Here is a 14,410-nt window from a genome sequence, read left to right as displayed (position 1 = left end):
CGATATTACGCTGTGTGGAGTGGAATTTAATGGCGGAAAAGCACTGTCGTGGTCGCGGGTGGAGCGCATTCTCTCTGGCTGCGAATCTGCTGCGCCTGTGCCGGTTAAGCACCTTCATGGGCTAGTGGATTCTGTGCAGCGGGGCCATTCCGCTGTCCCTTTCGCGGAGTTGCACGCGGTAAGTTCGTATAGCTTTCTCGACGGCGCTGCTGAGCCGGAAGAGCTGGTTGGCCGGGCTGTGGAGCTGGGGCTCGAGGGGCTGGCCATTGTGGACCGCGATGGCTTTTATGGGCTGATGAAATTCGCTGAAGCTGCTGCTAAAGCGAATCTCCCGGCCGTATATGGCGCGGAGCTATCCCTCGCGGAGGCTCCAGTGACTGTGCTGGCGCGCACCCCAGAAGGGTATCGCCGGTTATCGCGCCTTATTGCGCACGCACGGATGGAAGCGGGGGAGAAGGATCGGGTGGATTATCCGCCACTAGATGAGGTGGTGCGCGAGCTGGAAGGGGAGTGCTTCTTCCTGGTAGGGCCGGAAGCGTTAGCAGAAATCGATAACCTGCTCGAAAGAATAAAAATAGACAGCATAGTTCTCGAATATTCGTGCAGCATGTCCCCTGAAGACGCGGATCGGCACCGTTTCCTCGATAAATACAATAACTTGCGGGCCATCGCAACCGCACGGCCCGCGGCGGCGACCCGTGACCAAGCTCGGCTCGCCGCCGCCAAGCGCGCCTTGGCTCGCCGCGAATCCCTTGCGGCCGCTGCGCCGCACACCCACCCCATGGGCGCCGGCTGGCTGCGATCCGGCGAGCAGATGGCCCAGCTTTTGCCTGACCGGCCGGAGCTTATTGCTGAAACTGTGCGCCTGGCTCGCGAGTGTTCCTTTACCTGGGACGCGCTTGCCCCGAACCTGCCGAACTTTCCCGTTCCGGAGGGGCATACCGAGATGAGCTGGCTAGAACGCGAGGTGTGGCGCCGTGCCAAGGAGCGTTATGCCTCGCGGCCGGCCGAGATTAAGCAGGCGGCGAAGAAGCAGATTAGGCATGAGCTGGGCGTCATCAAGCAACTGGGCTTTCCCGGCTACTTCCTAATTGTGTGCGACCTGGTGGATTTTTGTCGCCAGGAAAATATTTTGTGCCAGGGCCGCGGCTCGGCCGCTAACTCTGCGGTGTGTTTCGCACTGGGTATTACCAACGCCGAGCCCATCTCCGCGCAGCTGCTTTTTGAGCGCTTCCTTTCCCCGGACCGCGATGGCCCGCCCGATATTGATATCGATATCGAATCCGGCCGCCGCGAGGAGGTAATCCAGTATGTCTATCGCACCCACGGCCGGGAACGAGCCGCGCAGGTGGCCAATGTCATTACTTATCGCCGCAAGGGGGCTACCCGCGATGCCGCCCGCGCGCTGGGGTATCCGCAGGGCTCGGCCGATGCGTGGTCGAAGGGTACCTCCGAACCGCCTGCTGAGGTCTCATCTTTGGCCGAGCAATTCCTCGGCCAGCCCCGTCACCTAGGAATCCACTCCGGCGGCATGGTGCTGTGTGACCGCCCCATCGCGGACGTTGTCCCCATGGAGTGGGCGCGTATGGAAAATCGCTCCGTGCTGCAATGGGATAAGGACGATTGTGCGGCCGCCGGCCTAGTGAAATTCGACCTGCTCGGCCTTGGCATGTTGGAGGCGCTGCACCACATGATTGACGCCGTGCGTGCTACCACCGGCCGCGAGGTGCACCTGTGGGAGCTCGACCTCGCCGAGCCGGCGGTCTATGACATGCTCTGCCGCGCCGATGCGGTGGGCGTCTTCCAAGTGGAATCCCGCGCGCAGCTAGCCACGCTGCCGCGCCTGAAGCCGCGCCGTTTCTTTGACCTAGTGGTCGAAGTCGCGCTTATTCGGCCCGGCCCCATCCAAGGCGGATCCGTGCACCCTTACTTGCGTCGCCGCGATGGCCTAGAAGAGGTGACCTATGACCACCCTGTCTTGGAAAAATCCCTGGGCAAGACGCTGGGCATCCCGCTTTTCCAAGAACAGCTGATGCAGATTGCCGTAGACGCGGCAGGTTTTTCCGGCGCCGAGGCTGACGACTTACGCCGCGCCATGGGGTCGAAGCGCTCCCCGGAAAAGATGGCCGCGCTGCGCAGCCGTTTTTATGCTGGTCTGCGCGAGACCAATGGCATCGAGGGCGAGGTAGCCGATAAGCTCTGGACCAAAATTGTGGCCTTTGCCGCCTATGGGTTCCCCGAATCGCACTCGCAGTCCTTTGCCTCGTTGGTGTATTTCTCCGCGTGGTTTAAATACCACTACCCGGCGGAATTCTGCGTGGGCCTGCTGCGCGCGCAGCCGATGGGCTTTTATTCCCCGCAGTCGCTCATCCAAGATGCCCGGCGCCACGGTGTGCGGGTGCTGCCGGTGAGTATCAATGATTCTGGTGCGCAGGCCCGGGCGACAAGGTCGGGCGAGATTCGGTTGGGCCTGAACCTCATCAAGGGGCTGGGGGAGTCTGCCGCCGAGCGCGTGGAGGCGGCCGCGCCTTTTACTAGCGTGTCCGATCTTTCGCGCCGGGCGGATCTCAGCGTGGAGCAGGTGGAAGCGCTGGCCACGGCTGGGGCGTTGGAGTGTCTGGGGTTGGATCGTCGGCAAGCGCTGTGGCAGGCCGGCGTTGCCGCCACCGAGCGCGAGGGCATGCTGCCTGGCACTTCCGCGCTAGCCGCACCGCACCTGCCTGGTATGTCCGCCTTCGAGCTTATGGCTACCGACGTCGCCTCCACCGGCGTGACCCATAACCAACAGCCCATGGAGCTGGTGCGTGCCTCGCTTGCCGACGTCCTGCCTGCCTCCCAACTTCCCCATGTCCCCGATGGCACCCGCGTGCGCATCGCCGGCATTATTACCCACCGCCAGCGCCCGCGCACTGCGTCTGGCCTGACCTTTTTGGGCGTGGAGGATGAAACTGGCCTGATGAACGTGATGGTTTCGCCCGGATTATGGTCGCGGCATAAGGTTGTGGCCCGCACCGCCCGCGCAATGATTATCCGCGGCATCGTGCAAAACGCCACCGGCGCGGTCAGCGTGGTCGCGGATAAGCTCGAGCCGCTGGACTTTGGCGAATTCCTCTCCCGCGGCTCCCGCGATTTCCGCTAGTTGCCTCAGCTGCGCAGCTCGTCTGCGTTGAGTTTATTGGCCAACTCTTTGGCTACCGCAAATGGAATCCACAGCAGTTGTATGTAGATGAGCTTGGCAAAGAAGATGGCGATATTAGCCCCCGAGGTTGCCTCCTCCGCTGCGACTTCATCCGCTCCGAGGGAGCGCAGGCCGAAGGCGGTGGCACCGGCGACGAGGAAGAGCACTATGGAAATAACCACAGCGGTCTTGAGGCCTGCGTCGCGGGCGTCGGTATGCAGGCGCAGCTCGTACTCGTCCATCTCGGTGGTGGGTGCGTCGAGGTGACGGATGGACTGGCGGAGCCATGTGGTGCAGATGGTGGCCGCAATGCCGGCAATCGGCCATAGCAAGTTAGACAAGCTGAGCGTGAAGAAGTGCAGGGCCGCAGCTACGATGGCCAGGCCGAGGAAAATATCGCCGGCCAAGACCAGGCGCTTGCGGCGAGAAACGGAGGCGGGAATCGGGTTAGCCATTAGGAATTCTTCCTGTAGATTTCAGTGGACATGGGGGAAAATTCCTGGCGGGAAAAAATAGCCTCCACGGGAAGGTCAAAGACCTCACAGACGCGGAAGGCTAGGTCCAGGCTGGGGGAGTGATCCCCGCGCTCAAGCGCGCCGACGGTCTGAGGATTGACGTCGATGGCCTCGGCCAGCTGCGCGCGCGACATGTCCCGCTCGGCGCGCAGTACGCGTACCCGGTTATAAATGGGTGCGGAGGGCTTCTTCTTTGGGGACATAAGTCAAAGTATTGCATAAACCCAACACCCTGGCAAGGGTTGCTACTCGACGCCGAAGATATCCCCTGGCTGGCAGTCCAGTGCCGCGCATAGTGCTGCCAGAGTGCTAAAGCGTACGGCTTGGGCACGATTATTCTTCAGAACGGAGAGATTAACTGGAGTGATGCCGCGCTGGATGGCCCACCAATCGATGTCGAGCTGACGAGGGTACCAATGGTTTTCCGTTAAGGAAACGGTAAGTTGCCCAAGGGCTTCTCCTGATTGTTACTGTCAATAACTATGAGCGAAGAAATGAATCCCGTTTCACCGCGCCTGGTGACCTCGCGCTATATCCACCACCTGAGCTGGATGTTTCTGCTCGCCGCGGCCGCCGCTGCGGCAGGCTTCTGGTGGACCCCGTGGTTCTACTGGGCGGCCGGCATCTTCGTTGCCCTTTTCTTCTGGCTGCTCTGGCTCATCCCCGCCCAAGTGCGCAATATGGGCTGGCTCGAGACCGACGATGAGCTGCTTATCACCCGCGGCAAGCTCTGGTACACCTTCACCGTCGTGCCCTACGGCCGCATCCAATTCGTCGACGTCACCTCCGGGCCCATCGATCGCGCTCTCGGCCTGAAAAAGTTGCAGCTCCACACAGCTTCGGCCAGCACGGATGCCACCATCAAAGGCTTGGAAGCCCCGCTTGCCGACACCCTCCGCACCCGCCTTGCCCACCAAGCCCGCGAACGGATGAGCGGCCTATGAGTCCCCAGCCGAACTTCCGTCGCGTCCACCGCCTTACCCCACTGTTGCGTCTGTGGTCGGTCATCCTGGCCCTCATCGCGGGCTTCGCCCTCAACGCCAACATGGAGGCCCTGCGCGATATCTTTGCCTTTATTACCGGCGAACACCGCGGCGAGGCCTTGCGTGATACCGCCCTTGCCCTCGCCGGTTTCATCGCGGTCTGCGCGGTGGTGTGGCTCGCCTCCGGCCTATGGTGGCGCCGCATGGGTTATCAGCTCGGCGCGGAAGAGCTTTCCCTGCGCCGCGGCCTTTTATCTGTCCAATTGCGCACCGCGCGCTATGACCGCACCCAGGCCGTTGACGTCGTGGAACCCGTCATCGCCCGCCTCTTTCGTCTTGCGGCCGTGCGGGTGGAAACCGCAGGCGGCCAATCATCTGTCATCGAAATCGCCTACCTCAAAAAGTCTGACGCCGAGGCCCTACGCGATGACATCCTCGCCCGCGTTCACGGCGCTCCCACCTCCCAAACCGAGGCGCCGGCCGAGGAATCGGCTGAAGAACCGGCCGAGGAACCAGCTCTCGTGCCCGAGATTCCCATCGCCCGCTCCCTGATTGCGGCCGCGTTGCGCACGTCCACGCTTTTCCTCGTCGGCTTCCTCATCCTGGTTGTGGTTACGCGGCTGCCGCTCTCGGCCGCGCTGCCCATCCTCGTCGGCGCCCTGCCCAACGCCTGGAACGTGCTCGATTCTTCCTGGCGTTATACCGCCCGCACCGACGGCGAGGTACTCAATATCACCTACGGCCTGGCCGATCGCCGCCGCCAAAGCATTCGCCTTGACCGCATCCACGCCGTGCAGATAACTCAGCCCTTCCTCTGGCGGCCACTAGGCTGGTACGAGGTACGGGTCTCAGTGGCGGGGTATGGGGCGTCGGCAAGCGGAAAGGCTTCTGGTTCCACCCGCATCCTGCCGGTGGGCACCCTCGCCCAAGCCCGGCAATTCCTGCCGGCCGACGCCGCGCCCACCTACGCCTCGCCAGCCCGCGCCAAGTGGGTCTCCCCGCTGGACTACCGCCAACAAACCGTGGCACTTACCGGCGGCTACGTCATAGTGCGCAACGGCCGGCTCAATCGCCGCGTCAAAGCCATCCACACCTCCCATATCCAGGAGCTGACCTACCGCCGCGGGCCGATTTCCCAGGCGCTCGGCCTAGCCACCGTCGGCCTCGACCTAGTCCAGGGCCCGGTACGTATGGACGCGCGCAACCTCACGCTTGCCGACGCCACCGCACTCCTTACCCAGCTACGCTCCCGCCAACTGCCGGAGCTTAAACCGCCCCGTTAAATCCCAATTGGCGCCACGCCTCAAATACGGCCGTCGAGGCCGAATTCGACAAGTTCATTGAGCGCCTGGCCGGCACCATCGGAATGCGCACGTGGTCCGTTACGCGCGGATGATTGATGTGCTCCTCTGGCAGGCCGGTCGGCTCCGTGCCAAAGAGTAGGACATCGCCTTCTTGGTATTCGATATCCGTAAACCACTTATCCGTATGCGTGGTAAAAGCGAAGACGCGCGCGCCCGGCAGCGCATCCATGCAGGCCTGGAAGTCCTTGTGAATCTGCACATCGGCCAAATCGTGATAATCCAGACCGGCGCGCTTTAAGTGCTTATCGTCGAAATTGAAACCCAGCGGCTCAATCAGGTGCAGGCTCGCGCCCGTCACCGCGGCCGTGCGAATCGCGTTGCCCGTATTAGTAGGGATGACTGGGTTATCAAAGACAATGTGCAGCTGGCTCATGCCTTCAGTCTAGGATGGTGGCTATGAGCGCTACCAAACTAGATGGCACACTGTACCGCGACGAGATTTTTTCCGACCTTGCCCAGCGCGTGTCCGCGCTGAAGGAGAAGGGGATTACCCCTGGCCTGGCGACCGTCCTCGTAGGTGAGGATCCGGGCTCCCAATCCTATGTGAAGATGAAACATCGTGACTGTGAAAAGCTTGGCATCAACTCCATCCGCAAGGACCTGCCGGCCGATATCACCCAGGAAGAACTAGAAGCCGTCATCGATGAGCTCAACGCCGATGATGCCTGCACCGGCTACATCGTCCAGTTGCCGCTGCCTAAGCACCTGGATGAAAACGCCATCCTCGAGCGCATTGACCCCGCCAAGGATGCCGATGGCCTGCACCCAGTCAACCTGGGCAAGCTCGTGCTCAACGAGGAGGCGCCCTTGCCGTGCACCCCGAACGGCTGCCTGCATCTGCTGCGCCGCTTCGGCGTCGAGCTCAACGGCGCCAAGACCGTGGTCATCGGCCGTGGTGTTACCGTAGGCCGCCCCATCGGCCTGATGCTTACCCGCCGCAGCGAGAACTCCACCGTCACGCTGTGCCACACCGGCACCAAGGACTTGGCCGCTGAGACCCGCGAGGCCGATATCGTCATTGCCGCCGCCGGCCAGCCCCACATGCTCACCGCGGACATGATTAAGGAAGGCGCCGCGCTTCTCGACGTCGGAGTCTCCCGCGTCGACGGCAAGCTCACCGGCGACATTCACCCAGATTGCTGGGATAAGGCCGGGTTCGTCTCTCCGAACCCAGGTGGTGTCGGCCCGCTGACCCGTGCCTTCCTGGTACGCAATATCGTCGAACGCGCGGAAAAGTTGGCGTGAATCTAGATAATCCGCACGACGCCGAGCTCGCGCCCTCCCCACTGCCGCCTGCCGCGCAGTGGGCAGCAATTGGCATCTTCGTGGCCGGCGTGGTTATCTCCGGCGGCTATGCTGTCTTCGAATACTGGCGCCGGGCCACGTTCCTCCTCGGCCTGGCCCTGCTGTGGCTCACCGTGGTCCGACTGACGTGTGATTCCAGCCGCGTCGGCGTGCTGGCCGTACGCTCGCGCCGCTTTGACGCCTGCTTTACCGGCCTGCTCGGCGCCACGATGGCCTTTCTGGCCTTTTCTGTGGACGCGCTCGGTAGCTAGTTATCCACAGGTTTTTGTAGAGCCTTCACCTAACTCGGCCCGAAAGGGTGTGGTTCGGGCGGTTATCCACAGGCTCTGGGCCACCACCGCGCGCCGTTATGCACGGCCGGCTTAGGTTCGGTGCCATGATTTCGAACTACCTGGCTGCCGTGAACTCCCCGATGGTGCTCATCGAGGAGTGCGTTGGGCTGTCGGTAGAAGAGCTCGTCGATAAGGGCTTTAGTGATCGCGAGGCCGCCGAGTTTGCCCGCCTGGCCGATACTTACTTCGGCCGCACCGCCTTTGGTGCTAAACAGCGCGCCGCCCGCCGCACTTCGCTGCCGCTCGACGCGCTGAAAATTATCGAGCACTTCGCACAGAAGATGAAAACCCAGCGGGCGGCCTGGGCATTGCGCGAGGAACTATGTGCCCTGCGCCTTTCCACCAGCGAGATTGATAAGCGCGCCCGTCGCCTAGTGCGCGAGGAGCGTACCACCAAGCGCTCCGAAGGCGTGCGCCTGACCCGCCGCCGCGATGACCTGTGGACCCTGACAATTACCGCCGAGTCCGAGTTGGTTGCAGAAATTAATAACCACGTCTCCACCGTCGCCGATGCTCGTCGCGTCTTTGCCGAGGGCGCCTCTACCTCCACAATCACCACCAATGTGGTGCTCAACCTGAATGAGATGGTGAAGGTCACCCACGGCGAGGACGTCACCTTGCAGCTGACCAACGGCGCCCAGATATCTGGTGCGGATCTTGTCCGCCGCGCGCTTGCCGACGTCGGCCTTATCACCCTCATCCACCCCGTCACCGGTCCCGTCAACCTTTATCAATCGCGGCGCTTGGCTACATGGAAGCAACGCCAAATGGCGATGGCAGAAAACCCGGTGTGCCCGTGGCCCGACTGCCACACGCCGGCGGATGAATGCCAGGTCCACCATCTCACCCCGTGGCTGCTGGGCGGCGATACGAATCCCGAAAACCTCACCATTGCGTGCAAGTATCACAATGCTGTGAACGACGATGACCCGAATGCACCGCCGCGTCGCGGCCGGCTCGAGCGTCGTCCTGGAGAAGGCATCGTGTGGCGCCCGCCTTGGGCGAAGCCACCCGACGATCGCTGAGCCGCTTCGTCCCTTCGCCGCTCCAGCGCAGCGCATAGTGCGCGCTGCGCGGCTTTGGCGATCATTGCTGCCGCGAGTTTTTTAAATCGAGTACTCGGTGGGATCGCCTGCCGCTGCATCAATGCGCGGGTCTGGCTGGGAAAGTCTAAGGAAGTTACGCAGTATGCGATCCATTTGGCGTGACTCGGTAAGGAAGGCGTCGTGGCCTACCGGGGAGACCACCTTGGCCATAGCCAATAGATTTCCCAGATTGCGCGAGATATGTTCTTGCTGGTGATACGGGTACAAGATGTCCGTGTCTACGCCTACGACCATTGTAGGTACCTTAGATGATCCCAGCGCGCGGTTGAGCCCACCGCGGTCACGGCCGATATCGTGGCGGTTGAGCGCCTCGGTGAGAGTGACATAGGAGCCGGCATCGAAGCGGTCGGCCAGCTTGATGCCTTGATAATCCAGGTAGGAGTTAACGGCAAAGCGATTATCGCGGCGGCGGTAAGGCCCGAGCGGGTTCTCGCCGGTCTGTGCCTGAACGCCGAAGCGCTCGTCAATCTCCTGTTCGCCGCGGTAGGTCAGGTGCGCAATGCGGCGCGCGGCCGCCAGCCCCTCGCGCGGGCGCTGGGCGGAAGCGTAATAATCGCCGCCATGCCAGAACGAATCTTGCTCGATGGCCGCGATCTGCGCCGACTGAATGCCAATCTGCCAAGCGGAGGCGCGGGCCGATACGGCAATGACGCAGGCCGCGTCGAGGAAATCGGGGTGCATCAGTGTCCACTCGAGCGTGCGCGCACCACCCATTGAGCCGCCGATGACGGCATGCACGTGGGTGATGCCAAGTTCGTGCAATGCGGCACGCTCGGCCGCAACGAGGTCGCGCACGGAAAGCGCGGGAAAACGCGAACCCCAAGCACGGCCATCGTCTGGGTGCGGGGAAGCCGGGCCGGTAGAGCCGCCGCAGCCGCCCAGTGTATTGGTAGCGATAATGCACCACTTCGTCGTATCCAGCGCCTTGCCGGGGCCTACTAGGTCGGCCCACCACTCGGCCACATTCGAGTCACCGGTAAGCGCGTGTTCGACCAGGATGACGTTATTGGCCCCATGCGGATCGCCGAGGAGGTGGCCGAAGCGGTGGTAGGCAATGTGGGCGTCGGCAAGCGTGGCGCCGGCTTCGGTGTGGAAATCGCCGATGCTAACTAGCTTCATGCCAGCGCGTTAAAGCCCAGCTCGAGGTCCGCGATGATGTCATCGATGTGCTCGATGCCCACGGACAGGCGGATAGTAGATTGCGTAATGCCGGCCGCTGCCAGCGCAGGTTCATCGGATTGCGAGTGCGTGGTGGTAGCCGGATGTACGGCCAGAGAGCGGGTATCGCCGATATTGGCGAGGTTGGAGTGGAGCTTGAGGGCGTCGATAAACGCCCAGGCTTCTTCACGGCCGCCGTCGATGTCGAAGGAGAGGACGGAGCCGGTATAGGCGTAGCCGAGCTTTTCCTTGGTGGCCTTATACGGCGAGGAGTCGAGGCCGGCGTAGTTGACCTTGGTGACCTTGGCGTGGCCTTCCAGGTACTCGGCGACGGCCTGGGCGTTGGCATTGTGCTTTTCGACGCGCAGCCCTACCGTCTCAATTCCATTCAGCGTCAGCCAGGCGTTGAAGGGGGAGATGGCGGCGCCGGTATCGCGCAGCAGGCCGGCGCGGGCCTTGAGCGCGAAGGCTGGGGCGCCGAGATCGGCGTACTTGAGTCCGTGGTAGGCCTCATCCGGGGTGACGAAATAGGGGAATACGGGCTCGCCGTTGCGGGTGACGGTCCAGTCGAAGGAGCCGCCGTCGATAATCGCGCCGCCGATGGCCGAACCATTGCCGGTGTAGAACTTGGTGGTGGAGACCACGACGATATCTGCGCCGAGGTCCAGCGGCCGGGCGAGGGCGGCGGTGGCGATGGTGTTATCCACGATGAGTGGGACCTGGTTATTGTGGGCGACCTCGGCGATGGCCGGGATATCGAGCACATCGGCCACGGGGTTGCCGAAGGTCTCGCCATAGAAGGCCTTGGTATTTGGCTGCACGGCGTCTTGCCAGGAGGCCGGGTCGTCCGGGTCCTCGACGAGGGTGACGTCGATGCCTAGGCGCTTGAGCGTGACGGTAAAGAGGGTGGAGGTGCCGCCGTAGAGGCGCGGGGAAGTCACGATGTGGTCGCCTGCCGAGGCGAGGTTCAAAATGGCTGCGGTTTCAGCGGCCTGGCCGGAGGCGAAAGCGACGGCGGCGACGCCGCCCTCGAGGGAAGCGAGGCGTTCTTCCAGTGCGTCCTGGGTGGGGTTGGTGAGGCGGGTGTAGATGGGGCCGGCGTCGGAAAGATTGAAGCGGTTGGCCGCGTGCTCGGCGTCGTTAAAAACGTAGGAGGTGGTCTGGTAAATCGGCACATTGCGGGCGTTGTGGTGCCCGTCGAGGTTTTGGCCTGCGTGTACAGAGCGGGTAGCGAAGGACCAGTTGGAATTGGAGTTATCGTATTTCGTCGTCATGCTTGGCAAGACTAGACCAAGCGGTATATATAGCGAATGATTTTGTAGAAACGCGCTGGCAGCCGTGAGAATAAAAATAGACCAAGCGGTCGGTGTGGCGCTTGGTCTGGTGGGGTGTCTTTCTTAGTGGCGGCGGTCGTGCTCCTCGAGCTGATTAGCAATGCGGCTAGTATTCGCGCGGGTGTCATTGCTATTGCGCACGAGCTTGACCACGAGGGCGATAATTCCAGCGAGGATAAGGACGAAAACGAGGATGAGAAGGAGCTCAATCGGACCTAAAGACATCTAGTACCTTTCGTTTATGATCGTTGGAATTAAGGTATCACTGCCGTAAAGCGGCCGCGACTGCAGAAAGGCTTTCGCGTAGCTCGGCATCGCTGAGGTGGCCGAAGCCGAGTACGACGCCGTCTTCAGCATCGGCGCCGCCCCAATAATCGCGCAGCGGGGTGAGTTTGATGCCGCGGGCGGCAGCGCGGGGGACAACGGCCGGATCGCACAGTAGGACTGCGTGGAGACCACCGTGGATGGGAAGGAGCTGGGTGCCATCGATGGAGCCAAGCGCTTCGGCCACTAGGTTGCGGCGGTGTTTATAGGTGCGGCGCATGCGGCCGGTGTGGCGTCGTAAAGCGCCGCTGGCAAGGTAGTGGGCGAGCGCGGCCTGGGGGATGGAGCCGACGGGTTGGCCGAAGATATCGCGCACGCGGTCCACGGCCGGGCGCAAGCGTGGCGGGAGGACGAGGTAACCGCAGGCAATCGAGGGGGAAATGACGGAAGAAAAGGTCCCGAGTAGCACGGTGTGTTCTGGGGCGAGTGCGGCCAGGGCAGGCAGCGGCTGGCCGACGTAGCGCAGCTCGGAGTCGAAGTCGTCCTCGATGAGGAGGGCATCGTGCGCGCGGGCCCATTCGACGAGCTCCGCGCGCCGGGCTGCAGGCAGGGAGCCGCCGTAGGGATATTGATGGCTGGGGGTGACGATGAGGGCGTCGAGGTTGGCGGTGGGAACGGTGACGCCGTCGGGGCCGGTGGGGATTTCCAGCAGCGTGTGGCCGAGAGCCTGGGGGACCCGGCGCAGGCTGGGGTAACCGGGTGATTCCACGCCCACCTGCAGCTGGCGGCCGAGGGCGCGCAGGAGTACCGAAAGGCCATCGCGGGCGCCGGCCGTGATGAGGACGCAGGTTGGGTCGACGTTAAGCCCGCGCATGTGGCGCAGGTGCGCGGCGACCTCGCGGGGGAGGTCTCCGGAGGGGTCGACGGCCGCAGCGCGCCACGCGGCCCTCCATTCAGGGGTGAGGATTCCCGCGGTGTCGGGCAGTCCGGGCGTCAGGGACACCAGCTCGGGCTCGGCGGCCGGTATGGGGGCCGGCTCCGGGCGCGGGGCGCGTGCGTGGGGGAGCAGCGGGTTGATGACGGTGCCGGAGCCAACCTCGGCCGTGAGGTATCCCTCGGCCGTGAGTTGCTCGTAGGCGGTGACTACGCTGCCTCGGGAAACGCCGAGCTGGGCGGCCAAGGTGCGGGTAGAGGGAACGCGCTCTCCGGGCAGGAGGACGCCGGCAGCAGCCTGGGCGCGGAGGGCTGCGGCGATTTGCACGGGTAGCGGCCGCGTATCGGAGGGATCGAGGCGGAGAGGCATTCCCTCATCATAAGTGGTCTAATCCAACACGCTGAAAATGGCTCTTGTCTTGTACCAATTGTGTGGGCCACTATGTGACCTATGACTGAACAGGTAAATGAACAAGGACGCGCCACTACGCGCGTGAAGCGAGGACTAGCCGATATGTTGAAAGGCGGCGTCATCATGGACGTCGTCACGCCGGAGCAGGCGCGCATTGCGGAGGACGCAGGTGCGTCGGCAGTTATGGCGTTGGAGCGCGTGCCGGCCGATATTCGTGCGCAGGGCGGGGTAGCCCGCATGTCGGACCCAGAACTAATTGAGGGCATTGTTGAGGCTGTGGACATCCCGGTCATGGCCAAGGCCCGCATCGGCCACTTTGTGGAGGCTCAGATCCTCGGCGAGTTGGGCGTGGACTTCATCGATGAGTCCGAGGTGCTCAGCCCGGCCGATTATGTCAACCACATCAATAAGTGGGACTTCGACGTGCCGTTCGTGTGTGGCGCGACCAACCTGGGTGAGGCCCTGCGTCGCATCACCGAGGGCGCGGCCATGATTCGTTCCAAGGGCGAGGCCGGCACGGGCGATGTCTCTGAGGCAGTGAAGCACCTGCGCACGATTAAGGCCGAGATTGCACGGCTGCGCCACCTGGATCGCGATGAGCTCTACGTCGCGGCCAAGGAGCTGCAGGCGCCGTATGGCCTGGTCGCAGAGGTTGCGGAGACCGGCAAGCTCCCGGTTGTGCTTTTTGTCGCCGGTGGCGTGGCCACGCCTGCCGACGCCGCCCTTGTCCGCCAGATGGGCGCCGAAGGCGTCTTCGTCGGCTCCGGCATCTTCAAGTCCGGCGAGCCCGCCAAGCGTGCGGAGGCCATCGTCAAGGCGGCGACCCTCTACGACCAGCCGGCCGAACTCGCAAAGCTTTCCCGCGGCCTAGGCGAGGCCATGGTAGGCATCAATGTCAACGACGTGCCTGCGCCGCATCGCCTGGCAGAGCGCGGATGGTAGCCACTATTGGGGTGCTGGCGCTGCAGGGCGGCGTCGAGGAGCACCTGCGCATTCTCGATGGGCTCGGTGTTGCTACTCGCCGGGTGCGGGTGCCGCGGGACCTGGAAGGACTGGACGGGCTGGTGATTCCGGGCGGCGAGTCGAGTGTCATCGATAAGCTGGCGCGCAGCTTCGGGCTGGCCGAGCCGCTTCGCGACGCCGCAGCTGCAGGCCTGCCCGTGCTCGCGACCTGCGCTGGGCTCATCTACTGTGCCCGCGAGCTCGATAACCCCGCGCCGGGGCAGCAGACCCTGGGGTTGCTGGATGTGACCGTGCGCCGCAATGCCTTTGGTAACCAGCGTTTTTCCGAAGAGCGCACGGTGCCCGTTACGACGGGGGAGGAAACGCTCGATATAAAGGCGAGTTTTATTCGCGCACCGCTGGTCACCCGCGTAGGCGAGGGCGTTGAGGTCATCGCGACGGTGCCGGGAGAGGGCGGCGACGCGGTGGTCGGTGTGCGCCAAGGCCGCGTGACGGCGCTGAGCTTTCACCCAGAAGAAAATGGCGACGCTCGCGTGCACGCCGCCTGGCTCGATAGCTTCTAA

The 14,410-nt window shown here is 63.2% G+C and carries 16 protein-coding genes; 8 read left to right on the top strand and 8 right to left on the bottom strand.

Annotated elements, in window-relative coordinates:
• The first annotated feature begins 19 nt into the window (after positions 1-19).
• Positions 20-3,139 (top strand): error-prone DNA polymerase, encoded by a 3,120-nt coding sequence (locus tag RAE07_RS02375; protein ID WP_317001252.1) that lies wholly within the window; start codon positions 20-22, stop codon positions 3,137-3,139.
• A gap of 5 nt (positions 3,140-3,144) precedes the next feature.
• Here RAE07_RS02375 and RAE07_RS02370 read toward each other — a convergent pair whose 3' ends face one another.
• Genes RAE07_RS02370 through RAE07_RS02360 form a run of 3 tightly spaced genes read right to left on the bottom strand, consistent with a single transcriptional unit; the run spans position 3,145 to position 4,088 of the window.
• Positions 3,145-3,633, bottom strand: a complete 489-nt coding sequence (locus tag RAE07_RS02370; protein WP_317001250.1) for a hypothetical protein — start codon at positions 3,631-3,633, stop codon at positions 3,145-3,147.
• Complete coding sequence (locus RAE07_RS02365; RefSeq protein WP_023020645.1) at positions 3,633-3,896, bottom strand: helix-turn-helix transcriptional regulator; 264 nt, start codon at positions 3,894-3,896, stop codon at positions 3,633-3,635. Before RAE07_RS02365 ends, RAE07_RS02370 begins: the two co-directional genes overlap by 1 nt.
• A 42-nt stretch (positions 3,897-3,938) precedes the next feature.
• Positions 3,939-4,088: a helix-turn-helix domain-containing protein gene (locus RAE07_RS02360; protein ID WP_317001341.1), complete on the bottom strand. Its 150-nt coding sequence runs from the start codon at positions 4,086-4,088 to the stop codon at positions 3,939-3,941.
• An 87-nt stretch (positions 4,089-4,175) separates the two neighbouring features.
• Here RAE07_RS02360 and RAE07_RS02355 point away from each other — a divergent pair, with 87 nt between their 5' ends.
• Both RAE07_RS02355 and RAE07_RS02350 read left to right on the top strand, forming a co-directional pair.
• Positions 4,176-4,637, top strand: coding sequence for a PH domain-containing protein (locus RAE07_RS02355; protein WP_080972299.1), 462 nt, complete (start codon positions 4,176-4,178; stop codon positions 4,635-4,637).
• Positions 4,634-5,959, top strand: a complete 1,326-nt coding sequence (locus tag RAE07_RS02350) for a PH domain-containing protein (RefSeq protein WP_049383603.1) — start codon at positions 4,634-4,636, stop codon at positions 5,957-5,959. The genes RAE07_RS02355 and RAE07_RS02350 overlap by 4 nt, the downstream gene beginning before the upstream one ends.
• Here RAE07_RS02350 and RAE07_RS02345 read toward each other — a convergent pair.
• Positions 5,943-6,413 carry a tRNA (cytidine(34)-2'-O)-methyltransferase gene (locus RAE07_RS02345; RefSeq protein WP_049383604.1) on the bottom strand — a complete coding sequence of 157 codons (471 nt, stop codon included), beginning with the start codon at positions 6,411-6,413 and terminating at the stop codon, positions 5,943-5,945. The two genes, RAE07_RS02350 and RAE07_RS02345, sit on opposite strands and share 17 nt — an antisense overlap.
• A gap of 23 nt (positions 6,414-6,436) precedes the next feature.
• On the opposite strand from RAE07_RS02345, the gene RAE07_RS02340 reads away from it, so the two are divergent.
• The 3 genes from RAE07_RS02340 to RAE07_RS02330 all read left to right on the top strand — a co-directional run bounded on the left by RAE07_RS02340 (position 6,437) and on the right by RAE07_RS02330 (position 8,702).
• Positions 6,437-7,285 (top strand): bifunctional methylenetetrahydrofolate dehydrogenase/methenyltetrahydrofolate cyclohydrolase, encoded by an 849-nt coding sequence (locus RAE07_RS02340; RefSeq protein WP_023020649.1) that lies wholly within the window; start codon positions 6,437-6,439, stop codon positions 7,283-7,285.
• On the top strand, positions 7,282-7,596 hold the full coding sequence (locus tag RAE07_RS02335; protein WP_239208246.1) for a DUF3017 domain-containing protein: 315 nt from the start codon (positions 7,282-7,284) through the stop codon (positions 7,594-7,596). The genes RAE07_RS02340 and RAE07_RS02335 overlap by 4 nt, the downstream gene beginning before the upstream one ends.
• A gap of 125 nt (positions 7,597-7,721) precedes the next feature.
• Positions 7,722-8,702, top strand: coding sequence for an HNH endonuclease signature motif containing protein (locus RAE07_RS02330; protein WP_317001249.1), 981 nt, complete (start codon positions 7,722-7,724; stop codon positions 8,700-8,702).
• Between the two features lie 81 nt (positions 8,703-8,783).
• Here the strand turns inward: RAE07_RS02330 and metX are convergent, their stop codons facing one another.
• The 4 genes from metX to pdxR form a co-directional block, all read right to left on the bottom strand.
• The gene (metX, locus tag RAE07_RS02325; protein ID WP_317001248.1) at positions 8,784-9,902 is read right to left on the bottom strand and encodes a homoserine O-acetyltransferase MetX; all 1,119 of its coding nucleotides are present in this window, start codon (positions 9,900-9,902) and stop codon (positions 8,784-8,786) included.
• On the bottom strand, positions 9,899-11,215 hold the full coding sequence (locus RAE07_RS02320; protein ID WP_317001247.1) for an O-acetylhomoserine/O-acetylserine sulfhydrylase: 1,317 nt from the start codon (positions 11,213-11,215) through the stop codon (positions 9,899-9,901). Before RAE07_RS02320 ends, metX begins: the two co-directional genes overlap by 4 nt.
• Before the next feature lie 123 nt (positions 11,216-11,338).
• Complete coding sequence (locus RAE07_RS02315) at positions 11,339-11,500, bottom strand: hypothetical protein (RefSeq protein ID WP_167371285.1); 162 nt, start codon at positions 11,498-11,500, stop codon at positions 11,339-11,341.
• A 37-nt stretch (positions 11,501-11,537) separates the two neighbouring features.
• Positions 11,538-12,842, bottom strand: a complete 1,305-nt coding sequence (pdxR, locus tag RAE07_RS02310) for a MocR-like pyridoxine biosynthesis transcription factor PdxR (protein ID WP_317001246.1) — start codon at positions 12,840-12,842, stop codon at positions 11,538-11,540.
• A gap of 81 nt (positions 12,843-12,923) precedes the next feature.
• On the opposite strand from pdxR, the gene pdxS reads away from it, so the two are divergent.
• Positions 12,924-13,826, top strand: coding sequence for a pyridoxal 5'-phosphate synthase lyase subunit PdxS (gene pdxS / locus RAE07_RS02305; protein WP_317001245.1), 903 nt, complete (start codon positions 12,924-12,926; stop codon positions 13,824-13,826).
• Positions 13,820-14,410, top strand: coding sequence for a pyridoxal 5'-phosphate synthase glutaminase subunit PdxT (gene pdxT, locus RAE07_RS02300; RefSeq protein WP_317001244.1), 591 nt, complete (start codon positions 13,820-13,822; stop codon positions 14,408-14,410). Before pdxS ends, pdxT begins: the two co-directional genes overlap by 7 nt.

Origin of the sequence: Corynebacterium nasorum, assembly GCF_032821635.1 — a bacterium.
GTDB classification, from domain to species: domain Bacteria; phylum Actinomycetota; class Actinomycetes; order Mycobacteriales; family Mycobacteriaceae; genus Corynebacterium; species Corynebacterium kefirresidentii.
This window is presented reverse-complemented; position numbering and strand designations above follow the sequence as displayed.